Source organism: Thioclava pacifica DSM 10166, from assembly GCF_000714535.1.
GTDB lineage: Bacteria > Pseudomonadota > Alphaproteobacteria > Rhodobacterales > Rhodobacteraceae > Thioclava > Thioclava pacifica.
The window spans coordinates 199,742-221,020 of sequence record NZ_AUND01000001.1 but is presented as its reverse complement, the minus strand read 5'-3'; the positions used below and the strand labels follow the sequence as shown (position 1 = coordinate 221,020).

Here is a 21,279-nt window from a genome sequence, read left to right as displayed (position 1 = left end):
CGAGCACAGGGAGAGCTCATGCATCAGGATTGGATTTGGGGCCTCGTCGGCGGTCTGATGATCGGCGCGGGAGCCGGAGTGTATCTATTGGTCAACGGCCGCATCATGGGCGCGAGCGGCATCATCGGCGGGCTGATCGACGGATCGGGCCGCGATACGGTTTCGGAACGGGTGGCGTTTCTCGGCGGGCTCATCGCCGTGCCGCCGCTTCTGGTGCCGCTTTACAAGGTCGTCGATACGCATGTGACGAATTCGATCTGGGTGATCGTGGCGGCGGGGCTTCTGGTCGGGCTCGGTACGCGGCTCGCCAATGGCTGCACCTCCGGGCACGGAGTCTGCGGTATCTCACGGTTCTCGCTGCGCGGGATCGTGGCGACCGCCTTCTACCTGCTGGGCGGAGGCCTGTCGCTGGTGATCTTCCGCCATCTGCTGGGAGTGATCTGAGATGCGCAATTTCTTTGCATTCCTCTCGGGAGGTCTCTTTGGCGCGGGACTTCTGGTGGCGGGCATGGTCGACACCAAGAAGGTTCAGGGCTGGCTCGACGTATTTGGCGATTGGGATCCGACGCTGGCCTTCGTGCTCACCGGCGCAGTGGGCGTAATGTTCTTCGTCTGGATGGTCGCGCAGCGGCGCGAAAAATCCTATCTCGGCTCACCGATGCCGGGGGCGTTTCCGCGCCTGGTGGACCGCAACCTCGTGCTCGGCTCGCTGCTGTTTGGTGCGGGTTGGGGATTGGCTGGCCTCTGCCCGGGTCCCGCGATGGGCTCGCTGAGCTTCAATGGCTGGCAGGGCTGGCTTTTCATCATCGCGATGGGCGTGGGCATGGCGGTTGCGCCGCGGGTCAAGGACTGGCTCTCGATCCTCGATCGCACGACGCTCGAAGTGCCACCGTGCGAAAACATTCCCGAAGAAGAGCGCGCACTGGCACGCAACACTCCGCGCGCAGCCGTCCGCTGATCGCTACAAACCCGATCCGATCTTGAGCGGCGGCAGGTCTCCTGTCGCCTCTTTCTCATCCGCAAGCGCGCCAAGCCCGCCCAGCCCTGCGAACCCGCCAATCGCCGCGCCGGTCTCCAACCCGCCCAATTCGCCAAGCGGGTCCTGCGCATCGGAAGGCCCGCCGGACGTATCGTCGAGCGCGCCGTAGGTGGGGCTCATCGGATCGCCCAGCGAGCCCGGTTCGAGGGGCAGGTCCACCTTCGGGAAAGGGGATGCCCCGGCCGCGACCGCCCCGAAGTCTTTGCGCTGGGGTACTGCCTCCAGCCCGCCCGCCTCATCGGTCTCGACCAGCCGCAGAGCGCGCATGCCCCGACTTTGGCCAAGCCGCGCCTGCGAGAGCTTGCGCCGCCCCTGCCCTTCGAGCGCGATCTTTTCAAGCGCGTCTTCGGGAAGCGGGATATCCATCCCTGGCTCGAAATCCATCACCGCAGCCAGCGGCAGGGTCACGCGATGCAGCACCGCCTCGAGCGTGGCGGGGGCCGAGAGCACCGCACGTTCGAGCGCCGCCTCCCAGCCTTGGCCGGGATCGGGCGGTGCAGCACCTGTCGCGCTTTCCTCCGGCATCCGGCGCAGCGCCGCGCCCCGGCCCGATTGCGGCACCGCCCAGAGGAAGCCGCCTTCGCGCTCGCCCCCGGTGCCGAATGCAAGCCGCGCCGACCAGACCCGATAGCTGATATCTTCCAGCAAAAGCCCAAGCGGGCGCGGATCGTCGAGATGGGAGGCATAGCGGAACCCACCCGCCCAGGCTATTGCCTCCTCTTCGATCAGGGTTGCTTCGATCGTGGCCAACAGCGCATCGAGAAAATCAGCCGCCATCGCGGCGTCGATCCGGGTCGGTTTGCGCGGCCCCGGCGCGGTTTTACCCAATCGCCCCATCGTCTGCATTTCGATCAGCACAGACAGGGTCGCGGGCGGCAGGGCCACCAGCCCGAGCCCCTCCCCCGGGCCCTCGATGATCGCGAGCAGCGAAAGATCCTCCAGCATCTCGGGGAGATCGGCGAGGCCCCGGCGCGTCTCGACCAGCTCCGTCACGCGCAAGGGCAGATCCAGCATTTCCTGCGCGACCTTGGAGAGACTTTGCGCGATCGCCTTTTCAGGCGTCATGGGGGCACTGTCCGGGGCGGGCTTCGCCGCCTCGGCCTTTTTGCGCAACACTGAATTCTCGCGCTCCTGAGCCATGACCTCCATCCGCCCGCCGGTCGGGGCATCTCCCAAGCCTTGGCAGATCGAGGTTTACAAATGGTTGAGAACGCCTGGCGGGCTCAGATCTGCACGGTAATCGGCGGGGGTGTCGCCGGATCCTTGCGTCGAAGCGGCAGGCTCACCCGGAAGGCGGCCCCCCCCTGTCCGGGCAGGTAGTCGATCGTACCACCAAGATTGGCCATGATCTCGCGGCAGATCGCGAGCCCGAGCCCCGCGCTGCCGGCACGGCTCTGATCGGTGAGGCGGGCGAATTTCTCGAAAATCAGCTTTTGCGACTGTTTCGGGATACCCGATCCGTTGTCGACGAAGTCGATCTGCACCCGCTTGCCGCGTTTCTTCACCTCGATGCGCAGCACCGCACGTTCGGCATCGCAATATTTGCGCGAGTTCGAGATCAGGTTGATGAAGACCTGCACCAGCCGGTCGGTATCGGTGAAGATCGGCATATGCTCGGTCGGGAAATCGCGTTCGAGCCGGAACTGGCGCTCGGGCTGCGTCGAGGAGGCCGCCTGCACCGCGCGGTTGATCAGGTCATGCAGGTTCGCAACCGAAATATTGAGCTGGGCGCGCCGGTTCTCAAGCACCGACAGGTCGAGCAGATCGTCGAGCAGACGGGTCAGGCGGCGTGCCTCCTCGTGAATGATCTCGGCGTACTGCGCGCGCATCGCGTCGGGCAGATCCGGCTCCATCAGGATCTCGGAAAAGGCGCGGATCGAGGTCATCGGCGTGCGCAGTTCGTGGCTGATCTGGCTGAGGAAGGCATCTTTCTGGACCGACAGCTCCTTGAGCTTGTCATTGGCCTCGCGCAGTGCCCGAGCGGTCCGGGCGAGCTCTTCGGATTTCGCCTCAAGCCGGGCGGAATATTCCTTCGCCTCCGCCGTCTCGCCCGCCACCGCGATCAGATCCTGCATCGAAACCGACGAGCCGCCCGTAAGCTGCGAGATCATCGCATGGGCCGTGGCTGCGCCCACGGAGCCCGCGAGCTTGCGTTCGAGACGGGCGAGGAAATCGGGGGTCGTGTCGGGTAGAAACCCGGCCTTGCCCTGCCCCGCAGCCTGCGCCTGGAAGAAATGCTGTGCAGGCTCCGCGCCAAGGATACGCTGCGCCATCGAGAGCAGGTCTTCTGCTTCGGCTCCCCCCTGCGCCCAGGAGCGCGTCGCCGGCCCCTGATCGTAGATATTGACGAAAGCCACGCCCTGAAGCCGCTCCATCGGCCCCGGAAAGGACGTCATCGAGAAGATCAGGAAGGCGAGCGTGTTGAACAGAAGCGACCAGAACAGCGCGTGCAGAAGCGGATCGAGCCCACCGATCCCGAAGAGCGCATGGGGCCGCAGCCAGCCCAGTCCCAACAACCCATTGTCGAGCACGGCCCGCGGCAAGAGCCCAGCCTCGCCCACCGAGGGCAGGAACAGCGTGTAGGCCCAGAGTGCAAAGCCGGTGATCAGCCCCGCCGCCGCGCCGACATGGGTCGCCCCGCGCCAGAACATGCCGCCGATCAGCGCCGGCAGCACCTGCGCCGCGCCGACGAAAGCGATCAGCCCGATCGCGGCGAGCGCCTCGGAGCCACCCGACATCCGGTAATAGGCATAGCCCATCGCCAGCACGGCGATGATCGAGACCCTCCGCGAGGCCAGAACCAGCCCGCGCACATCGCCCGGCGCGCGCGCATCCGAACGCCGCAGCGCGAGCCACAGGGGCGTGACGATATGGTTCGACACCATCGTCGCCAGCGCGATCGCCGCCACGATCACCATCGAAGTGGCCGAGGAGAAGCCGCCCAGGAAGGCCAGCAACGCGAGCTTGCCCTGCCCCTCGGCCAGCGGCAGCGTCAGCACGAAAAGGTCCGGGTTCGCGCCTTCGGGCATGCGCTCCAGCCCCATCACCGCAATCGGCACGACGAAAAGGCTCATCAACATCAGGTAGGCCGGGAAGGCCCAGCTCGCGGTGGCGAGGTGACGCTCGTCCACATTCTCGACCACCAGCACCTGAAACATGCGCGGCAGCGTCAGAATCGCGGCGGCCGAGACAAAGGTAAGACCGGCGAAGCGGCCTGGGTTCAACTCCCATTCCGCGATCTTCGAGGCGTCGATCCGTGACAGCATGTCCATCGGCCCCCCGCCCAGCCCCCAGACCACGAAGATCCCGACCGCGACGAGCGCCACCAGCTTCACCACCGCCTCGAGCGCGATGGCGGTGACCACGCCGTGATGGCGCTCATTGGCGTCGAGATTGCGCGTGCCAAAGAGGATGGTGAAGATCGCAAGCCCGCCCGCGATCCAGAGCGCTGTCGCGCCCTGATCGGGCAGCGCCCAGCCTTCGGGCGTGCCGGCGGCGAAGACCCCGAAGCTCAGCGTCACCGATTGCAATTGCAAAGCGATGTAAGGCGTGGCGGCGGCCACCGACATCAGCGTGACGATCACGCCCAGCGTGTTCGACTTGCCGTAGCGGCTGGAAATCAGATCCGCAATCGAGGTCACGCGATGCGTGCGCCCGATCCTGACCAGCTTGCGCAACACCCACCACCAGCCGATGAAGACGAGCGTCGGGCCGAGATAGATCGTGAGGAACTCCAGCCCCGAGCGCGCCGCGTAACCCACCGCGCCGTAGAAGGTCCAGGCGGTGCAATAGATCGACAGAGACAGCGTGTAGATCACCGGCGAACGCAGGAAGCGCAACCGGCGGCGCTCTGCGCGGCGTTCGGCCACGAAGGCCACCGAAAAGAGCACGATCACATAGCCAAGGCAGACCGCGACAAGGATATTGAAGGGCATCTCAGCCCTCCGCTGCGTCGTCGGGATCGGGCAGACGGGCGCGTTCGGCGGCGGCTGAGCCTTCGGGCAGCTCCTCCACATCGAGCACCGGCCCAAGACCGCGCGCGATCAGGAACGCTGCGACGATCAGCCCGATCCAGACCGCGAAGAGGTAAAGACCGCCCCGCCCGGTATCGGGGACCACCGTCTCCGCCGGATGCCAGAGCCCCGGCAGCAGAATGAGCACGACGCCCAGAACCGGCAACAACCGCGCCGCATCCATCAGGCGGCGGCGGCGATAGGATCTTCGGGCAAGAAAGAGCGGTTGGCCCGTTTGCGGCATCAGGCAGGCTCCCGGCGCGCCTCGCCGCCTCCGGTGATCGCTTCGAGCCGCGCCAGCACATCGGCATTGGCGAAGGGCTTGGCGAGGAATGCCGTGGCGCCCGCGCGCTCCGCCGCCTCGCGGTCACGGCCCTGCCCACGTGCACTCAGCATCAACACCGGCAGGCGCGAAAGATCCGCATCGGCGCGCAGATCAACGAGAATCTCAAGGCCAGATCGCCCCGGCAACATCAAATCAAGGATGATCGCATCGGGGAGATCCTCGGCGATGCGCGCCATCGCCTGCGCCCCGTCGCCCAAAACCGAGACGCCCCAGCCTGCGCGTGACAGGATGAAACGGATCGCCTCGGCGATATGTGGTTCATCCTCGATCAGCAAAACCTGTTTATTCGGCATCGCCACTCCCCCTCGCCTGACTATCGCGGGCAGGCTGCGCGCTGTCAAACCCTTGCAGGTCCTACCCGGCAGCAGAAACGATCGAGGGCTCGCGCCGGCCCGGGCAATCGAGGCGCGGACAGATCCGGCAGGACGCCCCGATCGCGCGCGCAGGTGCCTCGGCTGCATCCGCCGGCGCGGGCAGGATCAGCATCGTCGCACGCATCAGCATCGGACCATCGAACCCTGTCGGGCGCGGTTCGCTGATCGCATAGGTCAGGAAGCGTTGCGGCAGGCGGCCCGCCATATCGACCAGCGCGCGGATCGGTTGGGTCGGACGGGCGAGCGCCTCATAAAGCGGCCAGAGCGGGCAACCGGCAGCAAAGCGCGGCAGGGCGAAACCGGGCGCCGCGCGGCGAAATGTAAGCGTGCCCGAGCCGTCGCAGATCACCAGCCCTGGCTGGCCAAGTCCCGGCTGGCCAGCCGGCAAGGCCGCCAGGCGGCGCAGAACCTGCGCGAGGGGCGCCATGGTGCGCGCCGCGATCGCCCCCGGATCGGGACCGAGATCGGCCAACGCCGCCTGCATCGTCTGGAGCGGCAAGGCGCGGGCGTCTTCGATCAGTTGCGCCAGATGCTGCTCGGCCAGTGTCCGCGCGGCTGCCGACGCCAGTTCCGGCGCGCCCGCGATCAATTCCGGAATCGATATCGCGCCCGTTTCGATCTCGGGGAAGTGCCAGCCACGCCCCTCAAGCCAAGCCTCGAGCTGTTCCTGCGGCGAGGAAAGCCCCGTCTCGGCCGTCTCCATCTCGTCGAGATAACCCACCAGCGCTTCTGCCGTTCCCGACAGGCGCAGGCTTTCCTCCTGAATGGTCTGGAGAAACCGCGCGCGCCATTCGGGTTCGATATCCTCGGTCTCGACGAGAATCGCGGCGGTCGAGCGCAGGCTCGTCACCGCCGAAAGCACTTCATGCAACGAGGTCAGCAGGAAAGGGTCTTGCGCCATCCGCTCTGCATAGGCCTCGACCACACGTTCAAGCGCCGCGAGCCGGGCCTGACGCGAGGCCAGAAGCGCCGCCCAAGCCGGAAAGCGGCCGACGAATTCCTCGATCCGGTCAAGATCGGGGGTCTGAAACAACGCCCCGCCTTCGGCCTCCGCTGCCGCCGCCGCCTCGCGCAGCCCATCGAACAGCGCCCCTTCGGCCCCCTCGCTCAGGGCAACCGGGTCGACGCCCATTGCCTGCGCAATACGCTCCATCAGCGCATCGCTCACCCGGCGGCGGTTATGTTCGATCAGGTTGAGATATGCCGCCGAAATGCCCGCCGCACGAGCGAGATCGGCCTGCTTGAGACCCAGCGCAGTGCGCCGTTCGCGAATGCGGGTGCCGGTGAGCGCGGAACGGGCCATGCCAAGTCCTCCTGCAACAGCTTTACAGCCAAGCGCAGGAGGACAAAAGGCATTTACCTGCCTTTACAGCCGATCAGCAGGGACCGGTCCCCGCAGGCGCAACCGTCGCCATGCCCGAGATCGACTCGACGCCCGGCTCGCATTGACCCACATCCTTCTCAAGCTGGGTGCACCCCGCGAGCGCGGCCAGTGCCAAGACCGCGAGCAATTTGATCGCGCGCATCTCGTGATGAAGTTTCATGTCTTCCCTCCTTTTCGTCCAAACGGGAAGGGCTTTCCCTGATGAAAGAGAATCTACACCCAAGCCCCCCGTCGCGCCGTGATCCTCGTCAAGATCGGCATCGATTTGAGAGCCCGATTTGACAGCTGCGTGGAATGCGCCATTCTCAATGCGGCACCGCAGCAATTTCGGGAGGGGCAATGCAACCCGACCAGATCGAGACGGAACTGCAACAGGCGATCGACGCGGCTCAGCGGGTCCTGCCCGATTGGGCTGTGGCACTGGCGGCTTATCTGATCGCGACCCTGCTGGCGCTTGCGCTGTTTCGGGTCGTCTTCTCGATGCTGACGCGCGCCGTGGCCGAGCGTGACCTGTTCTGGCGCTCGCTGGTCACCCGGGCGGCGCGTCCCTTGCGGTTGGTACTGCTGATCGCGGCGCTCGGGTTTGCCAACGGATTGGCCCCGGCGAGCGAGGGAACGACCACGACGATCACCCACGTTCTGCTGGTCGCGCTGATCCTCAGCCTCGCCTGGATCGCCTACACGGCGCTTTATATCTGGACGACGATCCACCTGCGGCGCTTCAAGCTCGATGCCGAGGATAACCTGCTTGCGCGGAAGCATGTGACGCAGACCCGGATCCTGATGCGTGTGGCGAAGGTGATGATCGTGATCCTCGCCGTCGCCGCGGCCTTGATGACCTTTCCAGCGGTCCGCCAATACGGCGTGTCGCTTCTGGCGGCGGGCGGGGCGGCAGGGATCGTCGTGGGCCTGGCCCTGCAACCGGTTCTGAAAAATCTCTTTGCCGGCATTCAGCTCGCGCTGACTCAGCCAATCCGCATCGACGACGCGCTGATCGTGGAAGGCGAATGGGGCAATGTGGAGGAGATCACGGCGACCTATGTGGTGATCCGGGTCTGGGACTGGCGGCGACTGGTCGTGCCGCTTAGCTATTTCATCGAACAGCCGTTTCAGAACTGGACGCGCGAGAGCGCCGAACTGATCGGGACGGTGATGATCTATCTCGATCATACCGCCGATATCGCGGCGATCCGTGCCAAGGCCCGCGAGATCACCGAGGCCGACCCGCTCTGGGACGGCAAGGTCTTCGCAGTACAGGTGACCGATTTCCGCGAGCGGGTGATGGAAGTGCGCATCCTCGCCTCCGCCCGCAACGGCCCGCGCACCTATGACCTGCGCTGCAACATCCGTGAACAGCTTATAAGCTGGTTGCAGGCCGAGATGCCGAGCGCCCTGCCCCGTACCCGCGCAGAGCTGACCTCTGCCGAAGCCACCCAGATCGCGGCACCCGAAATCGACGGGCCCAAACCACCGCCCGAAACGGCGTGATGGTGCCCCGCATCGGGTTTCTAGTCGAAGGCGCGGAACCGCGCCCCGTAGTTGATTGCCTTGTTCGAGCAGGCATCCATCGCGTCGATCAACCAGAGCCGCTCCGGCCCTTTCTTCGCCAGAAGATGACTGCCCAACGCCGCCTCCCCCTTGGCGATATTACCCGCGAGATCGCCGCCGAATCCCATCAACCGGTTCAGCCAGAAATCCTGCGCCTCTCCGACATAACCGCCACCACCACCGCCCGGCGCGATCGTGCGGGCCACCGCCAAGCAATAACCAGCTTCGACTCCTTCACTCGGCGTATCGAAGAGATAGCCCAGCGGCGCGGCAAACTGGCTTTTCCAGGTGAGCCAGAACAACCCCGTCAGGAAAACCGCGCCCAGCACGAATGCGATATAAACTCGAAACGGCAGGGCCGTTTCGGCCTGCGTCCGAGAACTGGGCCGCACCGCGCGGAGATGATTACCCTGATCGACCATGCGGGTCTCCTTTGACCCAGAAAAGCCGATTCCCGTTAACAAACCGTCGAAATGAAAACGCCCCCCGGCACGCGGCCGGAGGGCGTATCAATTCAGGACAGGATCAGATCAGAGACCGGCCTTGTCGGTGATCTCATGGGTCCAGGCACCTTCCGGCTTCTTGGTGATGACCGGGTCCGAACCGCCCGACATCAGCACGTCGACCGTGCGCTCATAATCGGCCGGATCAAGCGCGCCATTCGAGCCCTCGGTCAGCTTGGCGACCTCGGTCATCATGCGCTCCTGATGCTCCATCGTCTGCGCGCCGGTCTCGTCATATTCGAGCACGATCTCGGCGGCTTCCTTCGGGTTTGCCTCAGCGTATTTCCAGCCCTCCATCGAGGCCTTCACGAACTTCGCCATCTTCTCGACGAAGGCCGGATCCTTGAGGTTGTCTTCCATCACATAGAGGCCGTCTTCGAGCGTCGCGACGCCCTCGTCTTCGTATTTGAAGGTGATCAGCTGATCGGGCGAAATCCCCGCATCGATCACCTGCCAGTATTCGTTATAGGTCATCGTCGAGATACAGGCCGCCTGCTTTTGCAGCAGCGGGTCGACGTTGAAGCCCTGCTTGAGCACGGTCACGCCATCGTCGCCGCCCTCGGTCGAGATGCCCAGATGGTTCATCCAGCTCAGGAACGGGTATTCATTGCCGAAGAACCACACGCCCAGCGTATGGCCGGGGAAGTCCTTGGGGCTCTCGATGCCCGATTCCTTGAGACAGGTCAGCATCATGCCCGACTTCTTGAAGGGCTGAGCGATATTGACCAGCGGCAGACCCTTCTCGCGCGCGGCCAGAGCCGCCGGCATCCAGTCGACGATCACATCGGCACCACCGCCCGCGATCACCTGCTCGGGCGCGATATCCGGGCCGCCCGGCTTGATCGTCACGTCGAGACCGGCATCCGAGTAATAGCCCTTCTCGAGCGCCACGTAATAGCCCGCGAACTGGGCCTGCGTGACCCATTTGAGCTGCAGCGTGACATCCTCGTTGGCCCAGGCACCGGTGCCCATGACGAGGCTCGCCGTCAGGCCCGCGATCAGTTTCTTCATCGTTTCACTCCACTGTTGGCCCCGGATCTTTCGCCCGGGATTTTGGTTGTCTGTCAGGCTCGTGCCCTTAAGTCCGGGCCCGCTGCGACGGGTGCCAAAAGGTCACCAGCTTCTCGATCAGGGCCACCAGCCCATAGAAGCCCGAGCCCGCCAAGGCCGCAACGGTAATTTCTGACCACACGAGCGGCAGATCAAGCTGCCCCACTGCGGTCGAGATCCGAAAGCCCATTCCCCGTGTCGGACTGCCGAAAAATTCGGCAACGATCGCGCCGATCAGAGCCAGCGTCGTCGCGATTTTCAGACCGTTGAAGAGGAAAGGCATGGCCGCCGGCAGGCGCATCTTGAACAGCCCCTGCCAGTAGCTTGCCGAATAGGTCGCCATCAGGTCACGCTGGAGCGCATCAGTCGCGGCCAGACCCGCCACCATGTTCACCAGAACCGGAAAGAAGACCATCACCACGACGACCGCCGCCTTGGACTGCCAGTCGAAGCCGAACCACATCACGAGGATCGGCGCGATCCCGACGATCGGCAGGGCGGCGACGAAATTCCCGATCGGCAGCAGTCCGCGCTGCAGGAAGGGCGAGCGGTCGATCAGGATTGCCACCACCACCGCCGCGCCGCAGCCGATCAGGTAGCCCGAGAGCGCCCCTTTCAGGATCGTCTGCATGAAGTCTTCACGCAGGATATCGGTCGAGGCGGCGAAACTCGCCGCGATCTGGCTTGGCGCAGGCAGGATGACCGGGCTGATCTTGAGCCCAAGAACCAGCCCTTCCCACAAGATCAGGATCGTGAGCCCGAACAGAGCCGGAATCAGGAACCGCGCCCAACGCTCGGACCCGTGCGCCTTCGCCAGCCAGGAATTCAGCGCCCAAGCCGCGAGCCAGAAGACAATCGCAAAAATCAGCCAGCTCATCGCACCATCCCCATCCGCTTGAGCGTGATCTGCTCGATGATGCCGACGACCACGACGAGGATCGCAGCGAGCGCCGCGGCGGCAAACAGAGCCGACCAGATCTGCACCGTCTGCCCGTAATAGCTGCCCGACAGCAGCCGCGCGCCAAGCCCGCGCGTGGCGCCGGCAGGCAGTTCCGCGACGATCGTGCCCACGAGGCTCGCCGCGACGCCCACTTTCAGCGAGGCGAAAAGATAAGGCATCGAGGACGGCAGCCGCAGCTTCCAGAAGGTCGCGCCCTGGCTGGCATTATAGGTCTTGAGAAGATCGAGTTGCATGTGATCGGGCGCGCGCAGCCCCTTCACCATCCCCACCAGAACGGGGAAGAAACTCAGGTAAGCGGCGATGATCGCCTTGGGCAGCAAGCCGGTGATCCCGAGGCTCGCCAGAACGACGATCACCATGGGCGCGATTGCAAGGATCGGGATCGTCTGGCTGGCGATCGCCCAGGGCATGACACTCAGATCCATCGCCCGGCTATGCGTGATCCCCACCGCCAGCAAGATCCCCAGCCCCGTACCCAGCGCGAACCCGGCCAGCGTCGCCGAGAGCGTGATCCAGCCGTGGAAGACGAGACTGCGCTTCGAGGTGAATTTCTGTCCGAACACACCTTGCCACAGCCCCTCGGCCACCTGATGCGGCGCAGGCAGCACGGGGCGCTTCTGGTTCATCGTATCGACGACGACCTCCGAGAAACTCACCTCCTGCCCGGCCCGCGCGGCCTGGTCATAGGTCCATTGCGAATTCAACCAGACCGTCGCCCCGTACCAAAGCAGGATGATCGCGGCCAGAACGGTCAGAACGGGCGCTACCATCTTCATGACGCAGCCCTCCCCTTCCAACCGCCCGAAATATCCTCAGGGGGTGAATGGCGTAGCCAGAGGGGGGCGGACAGCCCCCCTGCCCGGCCAGCAATCAAAACGTCATTCATCATAGGCATGCCCCGCCCGCAGCCCCTCGCGCACCCGATGCGCGATCTGCAGGAATTCCTCGCTGTCGCGAATATCAAGCGGGCGCGGCCCGCGCGGCAGGGTGCTCTCGATCACCTCGTGGATACGGCCCGGACGGGGCGACATCACCACGATCTTGGTGGACAGATAGACCGCCTCGGGGATCGAGTGGGTTACGAAGCCGATCGTCTTGTTCGTCGCCGACCAGAGCTTCAGCAGTTCCTCGTTGAGCTTGTCGCGCACGATCTCGTCGAGCGCGCCGAAAGGCTCGTCCATCAGCAGGATCTCGGCGTCGAAGGCCAGCGCCCGCGCGATCGAGGCGCGCTGCTGCATGCCCCCCGACAGCTGCCAGGGGAACTTCTTTCCGAAGCCTTCGAGGTCCACCAGAGATAGCACTTTCTCAACCCGCTTGGCCTGTTCGTCCTTCGTATAGCCCATGATCTCGAGCGGAAGTTTCACATTTCCCGCAATCGTGCGCCACGGATAGAGCCCCGCTGCCTGGAACACATAGCCATAGCTGCGCGCCTTGCGCGCCTCCTCGGCGCTCATCCCGTTGACGCTGAGCTCACCCCCCGTGGGCGTCTCGAGCGCCGCGATGCAACGCAGGAAAGTCGTCTTGCCGCAGCCCGACGGGCCGATGAAAGAGACGAAATCGCCCTTCTCGATATCGAGGTCGATATCCTTGAGCGCGTGTACGGGGCCGTCATTCGTCTGGAATGTCAGGTTGAGCCCGCGCGCTTTGATCACCGGTGCTGCCGTCATGCGCGCCTCCAAAGGGTTTTGTCCGCGATCTCGACGCTATTGCCCGCCGGGTCGCGCAGATAGATCGAGCGCGCGCCGTTCGGCCAGAAGAAGTCGGCCTCAATCTCCACGTTGTTGTCCCTCAAATGTCGTTCCCATTCGTTGAGTTCTTCGGCTTGCGCGGCAAGACATACATGCCCCGGCCCGACCGCGCCATGTGGCGGAACCGGCAGGGCGGCCGGATCGTCCGGCGGCTGCCGCGTCGCTTCCGCGATAAAGGTCAGGATCACACCCTCGCCGCAGCGGAAGAAGACATGCCGCCCGTCGCGCCGGGTGATCCGCTCGAGCCCCAGCAGCCCGCCATAGAAGGCCTCGGTCGCGTCGAGATCCTCGACATAGACCGCGGCCTCCAGAATGCCGGCGCTGACCGGAGCCCCCATTGCGCCTTACACCCCGGTCGCCGGGATGCCCGAGCGCTGCACCGGACGCGGCGCGGTCAGCTCTTTCCAGGTGGACAACGCCTTGGTCACCGGCATGCCCGCATCGCGCGCGACAAACTCGCCATGGCCTTCCTGCGACTGGATCTTGCCATCGCCCCAGGCCACGACACCACGGCTCAGCGTGTAGCGCGGCAGACCCTTGACCTCCTTGCCCTCGAAAACATTGTAATCGATCGCGGATTGCTGCGACGAGGCCGAGATCGTCTTGCTCGCCTCCGGATCCCAGACCACCAGGTCGGCATCCGCGCCCACCAGGACCGCACCCTTCTTGGGATAACAGTTGAGGATCTTCGCGATATTGGTCGAGGTCACGGCCACGAATTCGTTCATCGTGATCCGGCCCTTGTTCACGCCTTCGGTCCAGAGCATCGGCATCCGATCCTCCAGCCCACCCGTGCCGTTCGGGATCTTGGTGAAGTCCCCCACGCCATAGCGCTTCTGATCGGTGGTGAAGGCGCAGTGATCGGTTGCCACGCAGCTCAGCGTCCCGGAGGAAAGCCCCGCCCAGAGGCTGTCCTGATGCTGCTTGTTGCGGAAGGGCGGGCTCATCACGCGGCGCGCGGCATGGTCCCAATCCTTGTCGAAATACTCGCTCTCGTCGAGGGTCAGGTGCTGGATCAGCGGCTCGCCCCAGACGCGCTTGCCGTTCATCTTCGCACGCCGGATCGCCTCATGGGCTTCCTCGCAAGAGGTATGCACGACGTAAAGCGGCACGCCCGCCATATCGGCGATCATGATCGCGCGGTTCGTGGCCTCACCCTCGACCTGGGACGGGCGCGAATAGGCGTGCGCTTCGGGGCCGGTATTGCCCTCGGCGAGCAGCTTTGCCGACATCTCGGCCACCACATCTCCATTCTCGGCATGAACCAGCGGGATCGCCCCGAGCTCGGCGCAGCGCTTGAACGACGCAAAGAGCTCGTCATCGTTCACCATCAGCGCGCCCTTATAGGCGAGGAAATGCTTGAAGGTGTTGATGCCGCGATCCGTCACCTCCTTCATCTCGTTGAAGACTTGCTCGCCCCACCAGGTGATCGCCATGTGGAAGGAGTAGTCGCAATGCGCGCGAGTGGATTTGTTGTCCCATTTCTTGAGCGCATCGAGCAGCCCCTCCCCCGGGGAGGGCAGCGCGAAATCGATGACCATCGTCGTCCCGCCAGCCAGCGCCGCACGCGTGCCACTCTCGAAATCATCGGCCGAATAGGTGCCCATGAAGGGCATTTCGAGATGGGTATGCGGGTCGATCCCGCCCGGCATCACATAGCAGCCGGTCGCGTCGATCACCTCGTCGCCCTTCAGGTCCGGACCGATCTCGATGATCTTGCCGCCATCGATCAGCACATCCGCCTTGTAGGTCAGATCGGCGGTGACAACGGTTCCGTTCTTGATGACTTTGGTCATGGTTTGGCCTCCTAGGACGGGTCTCTGCCCTTCCTCTTGGTTCAAATATCCCGGGGGTCCGGGGGCAGAGCCCCCGGCGCGCTCTCCGTCAGCTCACGATCTCGGCCGTTTCCAGCACCGCGTGGAACAGGACATCCGTCCCCGCCGCGGCCCACTCCTTCGAGATCTCCTCGGCCTCGTTGTGCGACAGCCCGCCCACGCAGGGGCACATCACCATCGTTGTCGGCGCGACCTTGGCCGCCCAGCAGGCATCGTGGCCCGCGCCCGAGATGATGTCGAGATGGCTGTAGCCGAGACGTTCGGCCGCGTTGCGCACGTTCTCGACCAGTTCGGGAGTGAAGGTCACCGGATCGAAATGGCCGACCGGGTCAATCTCGCAGCCGACCCCGAGCGGTTCGCAGATCTCGGCGGCGCGTTTCTCGATCTCCGCGCGCATCCCATCGAGCTTGGCCTGATCGGGAGAACGAATATCGACGGTGAAGACAACCTTGCCCGGCAGAACATTGCGCGAATTGGGCGAGAAGGTCACCTGCCCCACACCGCCGACGGCATTGGGCTGGGCCGCCATCGCGACCTCCTGTACCATCTCGAAGATCCGCGCCATCGCGAGCCCCGCATTGGTGCGCATCGGCATCGGCGTCGAGCCGGTATGCGCCTCTTTGCCGGTCAGCGTGAATTCGAGCCACCACAGGCCCTGGCAATGGGTCACCACACCAATCGTCTTCTCTTCGGCCTCGAGAATCGGACCCTGTTCGATATGCAGCTCGTAATAGGCGTGCATCTTGCGATCGCCCACCTTCTCGTCGCCCTTCCAGCCGATCCGCTCGAGCTCATCGCCGAAGCGCTTGCCCTCCAGATCCACGCGGTCATTGGCGTATTCGAGCGTGTGAACGCCCGCGAAAACGCCCGAGGCGAGCATGGCGGGCGCGAAACGGGCGCCTTCCTCGTTGGTCCAGTTGGTGACGACGATCGGATGCTTGGTCTTGATCCCGAGATCATTCATCGTACGCACGGCTTCGAGCGCGCCGAGCACGCCGAGCACGCCATCATATTTCCCGCCCGTGGGCTGGGTATCGAGATGGCTGCCCACATAGACCGGCAGCGCATCGGGATCGGTCCCTTCGCGGCGCATGAACATGTTGCCGATCTCATCGAGCCCCATCGTGAGCCCCGCCTCATCACACCATTTCTTGAAAAGCGCGCGCCCTTCGGCATCCTCGTCGGTGAGCGTCTGACGGTTGCAACCGCCTGCGACGCCCGGGCCGATCTTGGCCATCTCCATGAGGCTGTCCCAAAGGCGGTCGGGGTTGATGCGGAGGTTTTCTCCGGGTGCTGCCATGTCGAAACTCCCTGTCGGCATTTGCGGGGGTTATCCCCTCTTGCGACGAATCTTTTTCTGACCGTATGGTCAGGTTGAAGTGGGCCACGGTCTGACCATCCGGTCAACAAAAATCAGGATGCATTTTGAATGAAAGATAACGAGACCGGCAAACGCACAAAAAATGGGCGGAACGCTGCCGGAAGCCGGGCCGAAGCCCGCCGCGCCACTGAAGATGCGATCTTGAAAGCGGCTGAAACGGTCTTTGCCGAAGCCGGGTTCGGCGGGGCCACGATGCAGCTCATCGCGGATATGGCAGGGTTGCCGAAAGCCAATCTTCATTACTATTTCGAGACCAAGGAGGCGCTTTATCGCCGCGTGGTCGAGCGCATTTTCAACATCTGGCTGGAGGCCGCGGATGTCTTCGACGCGGCGGCGGGCCCGGCCGAGGGGATCGGTGCCTATATCGACGCCAAAATGGAGATCTCTCGCCGCCATCCGAACGGCTCCAAGGTCTGGGCCTCCGAAGTTATGCATGGCGCGCCGGTGATTCAGGATTACCTGGAAACGACCCTGAGCGAGTGGACCGAAGGACGCGCGACGATCATCCGGCGCTGGATCGCGGAAGGGAAAATGGCGGATGTGGACCCGCGCCACCTGCTCTACATGCTTTGGGCCACGACCCAGCATTACGCCGATTTCTCGCATCAGATCGAGACGCTCAACGGAGGCAAACCGCTCACGGACGCGCAATGGGACGCCGCGAAAGCCAGCGTTAAAGGGATCGTGCTGCGCGGGATCGGCGTGAGCGAGACCTAATCGCCAGTCTGCGGCGGTGGCTCCGTCTCAGACACCCCCGGCAGGTCTTTCGTCTCGACAGGGCGCAGCGGCGCGCCGGTCACACCGGGCGCCAAATGGGTGACAGGCAACTCCGAGCCGAGGATTTCCGCGCCATTGTCGGGTTCTGGCACAGGCTCTGCCTGAACGCCCACCCCGTCTGCCCCGTCTTCCGAGCAGACATAGACCGCGCCGCCAACCACCACCGCCGTCGCGGCCAGCGCGGGCGTCGAGGCCCCGGCCAATACCGCCAGCCCCGCATCGACGAGCCGCTTTTGCAGCCGATCCGCCTGATCGGAGACGATCATCCCGCCGATCTTGTCGCCAAGCACCGTCCCAAAAGCCCCCCCGGCCGCATCGATCGCGCCATCGCGCAGTTTTCCCGCCGCCTCGGCACTGCCGGTCAGTCGCTGGCAGATGCTCTTCGAGGGCTCGCGACACATTCCGTAGGCATCGCGCTCACCCCGGTCATAACCAAGATAGGTTTCACGCTCGGGGTCCCATTGCAGACAGAAGGGCGCGCGCTGCGCATCATCCAACTCGGGCGTGATCGCGCGCAGCGTGACCAGCGCCGGGCAGTTCACCTGCCCCTTCTCGCCGAAGATCTTTTCGCGCAGCGAACGGCTGTCCTTGAGCGCGTCATTGTCGGGATCGTAGCGAAACTCATAGGTCTTGCCCCGGATCGAGGTCTGGCAGGAAATGAGCTCCGCCATCGCCGGCACGGGCAGGATCAGCAGCAGAAACAGCGCGGCACGCAGCATCGGGTCACCTCCGGGGGAACGCCGCGCAAGATAGGCGCATGACTTGCGCCCGCAAGGGGTCGCGCGCGAGGCTCGGCAAGGTTTCGCGCGCGGCTGCACAGGGTTTGCGCCTCGACCGAGGGCCTTTTCGCGTTACTCTTCCACGCCAGGAATACGGGAGGAGACCATGCGCAAATTGCAGACCCAAGGGGTTCATCACATCACGCTGACCGGAGCGGACCGGCAAAGCTCGATCGATTTCTGGGAAGGCGTGCTCGGCATGCCCTTCGTCTTCGACCAGCCTAATCTCGACAATGAAAACGAGGGGCATCTCTATTTCGATCCCGGCGACGGGCGGCTGATCACCGTCTTCACCGACGAGACCCGCAAACCCGTGCATGACCGCACGCCGACCGATCCGGGCTGTGTGCACCACCTTGCCTTCAACGTCTCCATGGCCACCCATCGCCAAGTGGTCGAACGCCTCGACGAGCGCGGCATCAAGCATTCGGGCGTGAAGGATCGCGGCTTCATGGATTCGATCTATTTCAAGGATCCGCTCGGGCTGCTGATCGAGCTCGCCTGCTACAAGTTCGAGCCGCCACGCGGGCATGCCCATGCCGACGTGATGATCGAGGCGCATCGCATTCGTGTGGCACGTGGGGATCGGGCGATCGGGGAAGAGCACCTCGCCGATGCGCTCGAGCTTCTGGTAAGCCGTTCGCAACAAACGCTGAGCTCCGATCGCGGCGCGAAAGATCCCTATTGATCGGCGTCCGAGTCACGGGGATCTCCTAGGCGGGGCGCATAGACGCTACCGTGAATCACTGAACCGTGATAATGTGACATCTCAGACATGAAATTTTTTGAGTCGGGCCGCCATTGGCGGCCTTCATCCATTCCGCGACGACCGCGGGGCGGCCGGCGCGGCACATGCGTCAGGGAGGCTCTTGCCATGCTCTCCAGTTCTTTGCGCGCCATCCTCGCAGTGATGGCCCTCGCGCCGGCCGCCTTTGCCGAAGTGACCGACGTGCCAGCCAACAAGCAGACCAAGGCGGGGCTGTATCTCTCCGCGCCAGATGCGGCGCGGATGCTCGAGGATCCGGGCGTGCTCTTCCTTGACGTGCGCTCGCGTCCAGAGCTGACCTTTCTCGGCTTACCCAGCCGGATCGACGTGAACATACCCGTGATGACGATGCCCCAAGACGCCGCTTATGACCCCAGCCTGCAAAGCTACAGGATGATCTCCAACCCGGATTTCGAGTTCTCCTTCCTCGATTACGCCGAGGCCGCCGGGATCGAGGATGAGACCCCTATCGTGATCCTCTGCCGCTCGGGCACGCGCAGCGCAAAAGCCGCGAACATGCTCTACGATCTGGGATACGAAAACGTCTACACGATCATCGACGGGTTCGAAGGCGATGTGGCGCAGGACGGGATCGAACGGGGCCACCGCGCTCTCAACGGCTGGAAGAATGCGGGGTTGGAATGGAGCTATCAGCTTCCGCCCGAGAAGGTCTATCCGGGCGATCGGTGAACTGGCGCCACAGCAAGCTGACCCGACAGCGCCATGGATTGAGGCGCTTGGCAGTCACCCGTCAAACAGACCGCCAAATATCTCGCCGAATGCGTCGCGCGGCGCGTAGATAATCGCCGTGGCGATCAGCCCACCAACGATCAGCATGATCGTCCCGGTAAAGAGCTGCGATCCGATCGCGATCCCGCCGAGTGCGATGCCCGACAATGCCGCTCCCAAGCGCTCTTTTCGAATGAGCGCCGCGATCCGGTGACGATGTTCAGCCCGGTGAGCAGCCCCACACCAACTCCAAGATAGTCGTCGATTGTGCGCACCGGGGGCGACCGGGTCAGGCTGCGGTTGACCCGCGATCGAACGGGCTGCGGACTCTCGCGATATCGGCGGCGAGTTCTCCGATACTGACACCCGTGCTCTGTTGCGAAGCGAAGGGACCGGCCCAGAAGGTCACGGTCGTGAGGATGAAGCGCCGCAGCGCCCGCGACGAAACCGAACCAAAGTGGTCTTGGGCGCACTCGATGCTTCTACCATTCGCAAACCTTTCATTCGTGACACGAAACCCTTTACGAATTCGGTTTGGAATAAATTCGGCATCCTTTCCACTTGGCCTGCCTTGCCAGCCTCCTCCCCGCCAATGAAAAACCGGCCGCGCAATCCGCGCGGCCGGTTCAAGTTCCTCCGAACTCCCGATCAGTCGAGCGTTTCGAGAACCTCTTTCAGCGTGCCGACGAGCTGGTCGATCTGTTCCTTGGAAATGATCAGCGGCGGGCTCATCGCGATGATGTCGCCGGTGGTACGGATCAGGATCCCCTTTTCATAGGCTTTCAGGAAGGCCGAGAAGGCGCGCTTCGTGGGCTCGCCCGCGATCGGCTCCAGTTCGACCGCACCGATCAGGCCTTCGTTACGGATGTCGATCACATGGCGCGTGCCCTTGAGAGAATGCAGCGCGTCCTCCCAATACGGCGCAAGCTCGGCCGCGCGCTCGAAGAGGCCTTCTTCCTTGTAGGTTTCGAGCGTCGCGATCCCGGCGGCGGCCGCGATCGGGTTGCCCGAATAGGTATAGCCGTGGAACAGCTCGATCATGTGCTCGGGGCCGTTCATGAAGGCGTCATGCACCTCGGCCGAGGTCAGGACCGCGCCCATCGGGATCACGCCGTTGGTCAGGCCCTTGGCGGTAGTCATCATATCGGGCGTCACGCCGTAATGCTGCGCCGCGAAGGCCGAACCGAGACGCCCGAAACCGGTGATGACCTCGTCGAAGATCAACAGGATGCCGTGCTTCTTCGTGATCTCGCGCAGCTTCTGGAGATACCCCTTGGGCGGCAGCAGAACGCCGGTCGAACCCGCCATCGGCTCCACGATCACCGCCGCGATGGTTTCAGCGCCGTGAAGCGCGACGATGCGTTCGAGCTCGTCCGCCAGATAGGCGCCGTTTTCGGGCTGGCCGCGGGTGAAGGCGTTCTGGTCGGGCAAATGGGTGTGCGGCATGTGGTCGACCCCCGGCACGAGCGGGCCGAAGACCTTGCGGTTGGTCACGATGCCGCCGACCGAGATGCCCCCGAAGTTCACCCCGTGATAGCCGCGCTCACGCCCGATCAGGCGGGTACGCGCCCCGTCGCCGCGGGCGCGGTGATAGGCGATCGCCAGTTTCAGCGCGGTCTCGACCGACTCGGACCCGGAGTTGGTGTAGAACACGTGCTCCATGCCCTCGGGCGCGATGTCGATGATGCGGTTGGCAAGCTCGAAAGCCGCCGGATGACCCATCTGGAAAGCGGGCGCATAATCGAGTTCGGCCGCTTGTTTCTGGATCGCTTCGGTGATCTTCGGGCGGCAATGACCCGCATTGCAGCACCACAGACCGGCCGTGCCGTCGAGCACCTGGCGCCCGTCCGAGGTGGTGTAATGCATGTCCTTGGCGCCCACGAACATGCGCGGGTTCTTTTTGAACTGCCGGTTTGCAGTGAACGGCATCCAGAAGGCGTTCAGGTCGTTGGGGGTCTTGCGGTCGAGTGCCATGGGAAACTCCGGTCGGGCGGCCGGGGCTCCGGCCGGGAAGAACAGTTTGACCAATCGGTCAGGGTCACGCTA

The 21,279-nt window shown here is 64.2% G+C and carries 23 protein-coding genes; 6 read left to right on the top strand and 17 right to left on the bottom strand.

What is annotated here, in order from left to right:
• Positions 1–18 precede the first annotated feature (18 nt).
• Positions 19–444, top strand: coding sequence for a YeeE/YedE family protein (locus TP2_RS00865; protein WP_038072376.1), 426 nt, complete (start codon positions 19–21; stop codon positions 442–444).
• Between the two features lies 1 nt (position 445).
• Positions 446–958 (top strand): DUF6691 family protein, encoded by a 513-nt coding sequence (locus TP2_RS00860; RefSeq protein ID WP_338065272.1) that lies wholly within the window; start codon positions 446–448, stop codon positions 956–958.
• Between the two features lie 3 nt (positions 959–961).
• On the opposite strand, the gene TP2_RS00855 is transcribed toward TP2_RS00860, so the two are convergent.
• The 6 genes from TP2_RS00855 to TP2_RS18375 all read right to left on the bottom strand — a co-directional run bounded on the left by TP2_RS00855 (position 962) and on the right by TP2_RS18375 (position 7,316).
• The gene (locus TP2_RS00855; protein WP_169739493.1) at positions 962–2,179 is read right to left on the bottom strand and encodes a FliM/FliN family flagellar motor switch protein; all 1,218 of its coding nucleotides are present in this window, start codon (positions 2,177–2,179) and stop codon (positions 962–964) included.
• Positions 2,180–2,262: 83 nt separating this feature from the next.
• On the bottom strand, positions 2,263–4,974 hold the full coding sequence (locus tag TP2_RS00850; RefSeq protein WP_051692093.1) for an ATP-binding protein: 2,712 nt from the start codon (positions 4,972–4,974) through the stop codon (positions 2,263–2,265).
• A gap of 1 nt (position 4,975) precedes the next feature.
• Complete coding sequence (locus TP2_RS00845; RefSeq protein WP_051692092.1) at positions 4,976–5,296, bottom strand: hypothetical protein; 321 nt, start codon at positions 5,294–5,296, stop codon at positions 4,976–4,978.
• Complete coding sequence (locus TP2_RS00840) at positions 5,296–5,691, bottom strand: response regulator transcription factor (protein WP_038072373.1); 396 nt, start codon at positions 5,689–5,691, stop codon at positions 5,296–5,298. Before TP2_RS00840 ends, TP2_RS00845 begins: the two co-directional genes overlap by 1 nt.
• Before the next feature lie 61 nt (positions 5,692–5,752).
• Positions 5,753–7,075 (bottom strand): helix-turn-helix transcriptional regulator, encoded by a 1,323-nt coding sequence (locus TP2_RS00835; protein ID WP_038072370.1) that lies wholly within the window; start codon positions 7,073–7,075, stop codon positions 5,753–5,755.
• 73 nt (positions 7,076–7,148) lie between these two features.
• The gene (locus tag TP2_RS18375; RefSeq protein WP_157617011.1) at positions 7,149–7,316 is read right to left on the bottom strand and encodes a hypothetical protein; all 168 of its coding nucleotides are present in this window, start codon (positions 7,314–7,316) and stop codon (positions 7,149–7,151) included.
• Positions 7,317–7,495: 179 nt separating this feature from the next.
• Between TP2_RS18375 and TP2_RS00830 the strand changes: the two genes are divergently transcribed.
• A complete protein-coding gene (locus TP2_RS00830; RefSeq protein ID WP_051692091.1) occupies positions 7,496–8,644 on the top strand; it encodes a mechanosensitive ion channel family protein in 1,149 nt (382 codons plus the stop codon).
• A gap of 20 nt (positions 8,645–8,664) precedes the next feature.
• Here TP2_RS00830 and TP2_RS00825 read toward each other — a convergent pair whose 3' ends face one another.
• The 8 genes from TP2_RS00825 to TP2_RS00790 form a co-directional block, all read right to left on the bottom strand.
• Positions 8,665–9,126, bottom strand: coding sequence for a hypothetical protein (locus tag TP2_RS00825; RefSeq protein WP_038072366.1), 462 nt, complete (start codon positions 9,124–9,126; stop codon positions 8,665–8,667).
• Positions 9,127–9,234: 108 nt separating this feature from the next.
• Positions 9,235–10,218 (bottom strand): ABC transporter substrate-binding protein, encoded by a 984-nt coding sequence (locus TP2_RS00820; RefSeq protein WP_038072363.1) that lies wholly within the window; start codon positions 10,216–10,218, stop codon positions 9,235–9,237.
• Positions 10,219–10,285: 67 nt separating this feature from the next.
• Positions 10,286–11,134, bottom strand: coding sequence for an ABC transporter permease (locus tag TP2_RS00815; protein ID WP_038072360.1), 849 nt, complete (start codon positions 11,132–11,134; stop codon positions 10,286–10,288).
• The gene (locus tag TP2_RS00810; protein ID WP_038072357.1) at positions 11,131–11,994 is read right to left on the bottom strand and encodes an ABC transporter permease; all 864 of its coding nucleotides are present in this window, start codon (positions 11,992–11,994) and stop codon (positions 11,131–11,133) included. The genes TP2_RS00815 and TP2_RS00810 overlap by 4 nt, the downstream gene beginning before the upstream one ends.
• Before the next feature lie 102 nt (positions 11,995–12,096).
• Positions 12,097–12,885 carry an ABC transporter ATP-binding protein gene (locus TP2_RS00805; protein WP_038072355.1) on the bottom strand — a complete coding sequence of 263 codons (789 nt, stop codon included), beginning with the start codon at positions 12,883–12,885 and terminating at the stop codon, positions 12,097–12,099.
• The gene (locus TP2_RS00800) at positions 12,882–13,304 is read right to left on the bottom strand and encodes a VOC family protein (protein ID WP_038072352.1); all 423 of its coding nucleotides are present in this window, start codon (positions 13,302–13,304) and stop codon (positions 12,882–12,884) included. The genes TP2_RS00805 and TP2_RS00800 overlap by 4 nt, the downstream gene beginning before the upstream one ends.
• 6 nt (positions 13,305–13,310) lie before the next feature.
• Entirely contained in the window at positions 13,311–14,762 is a 1,452-nt protein-coding gene (hydA, locus tag TP2_RS00795) for a dihydropyrimidinase (RefSeq protein ID WP_038072350.1), read from the bottom strand.
• 88 nt (positions 14,763–14,850) lie between these two features.
• The gene (locus TP2_RS00790; protein ID WP_038072348.1) at positions 14,851–16,101 is read right to left on the bottom strand and encodes a Zn-dependent hydrolase; all 1,251 of its coding nucleotides are present in this window, start codon (positions 16,099–16,101) and stop codon (positions 14,851–14,853) included.
• A gap of 129 nt (positions 16,102–16,230) precedes the next feature.
• Here TP2_RS00790 and TP2_RS00785 point away from each other — a divergent pair, with 129 nt between their 5' ends.
• On the top strand, positions 16,231–16,899 hold the full coding sequence (locus TP2_RS00785) for a TetR/AcrR family transcriptional regulator (RefSeq protein WP_038072343.1): 669 nt from the start codon (positions 16,231–16,233) through the stop codon (positions 16,897–16,899).
• Here the strand turns inward: TP2_RS00785 and TP2_RS00780 are convergent.
• Complete coding sequence (locus tag TP2_RS00780; RefSeq protein WP_038072341.1) at positions 16,896–17,678, bottom strand: hypothetical protein; 783 nt, start codon at positions 17,676–17,678, stop codon at positions 16,896–16,898. The genes TP2_RS00785 and TP2_RS00780 overlap by 4 nt on opposite strands.
• A 166-nt stretch (positions 17,679–17,844) precedes the next feature.
• Here TP2_RS00780 and TP2_RS00775 point away from each other — a divergent pair, with 166 nt between their 5' ends.
• Positions 17,845–18,426: a VOC family protein gene (locus tag TP2_RS00775; protein WP_038072339.1), complete on the top strand. Its 582-nt coding sequence runs from the start codon at positions 17,845–17,847 to the stop codon at positions 18,424–18,426.
• A 186-nt stretch (positions 18,427–18,612) separates the two neighbouring features.
• Entirely contained in the window at positions 18,613–19,194 is a 582-nt protein-coding gene (locus TP2_RS00770; RefSeq protein ID WP_051692090.1) for a rhodanese-like domain-containing protein, read from the top strand.
• 54 nt (positions 19,195–19,248) lie between these two features.
• Here TP2_RS00770 and TP2_RS18370 read toward each other — a convergent pair whose 3' ends face one another.
• A complete protein-coding gene (locus tag TP2_RS18370) occupies positions 19,249–19,401 on the bottom strand; it encodes a hypothetical protein (RefSeq protein WP_157617010.1) in 153 nt (50 codons plus the stop codon).
• 480 nt (positions 19,402–19,881) lie between these two features.
• Positions 19,882–21,207: an omega-aminotransferase AptA gene (gene aptA, locus TP2_RS00765; RefSeq protein WP_038072336.1), complete on the bottom strand. Its 1,326-nt coding sequence runs from the start codon at positions 21,205–21,207 to the stop codon at positions 19,882–19,884.
• Positions 21,208–21,279: the final 72 nt, after the last annotated feature.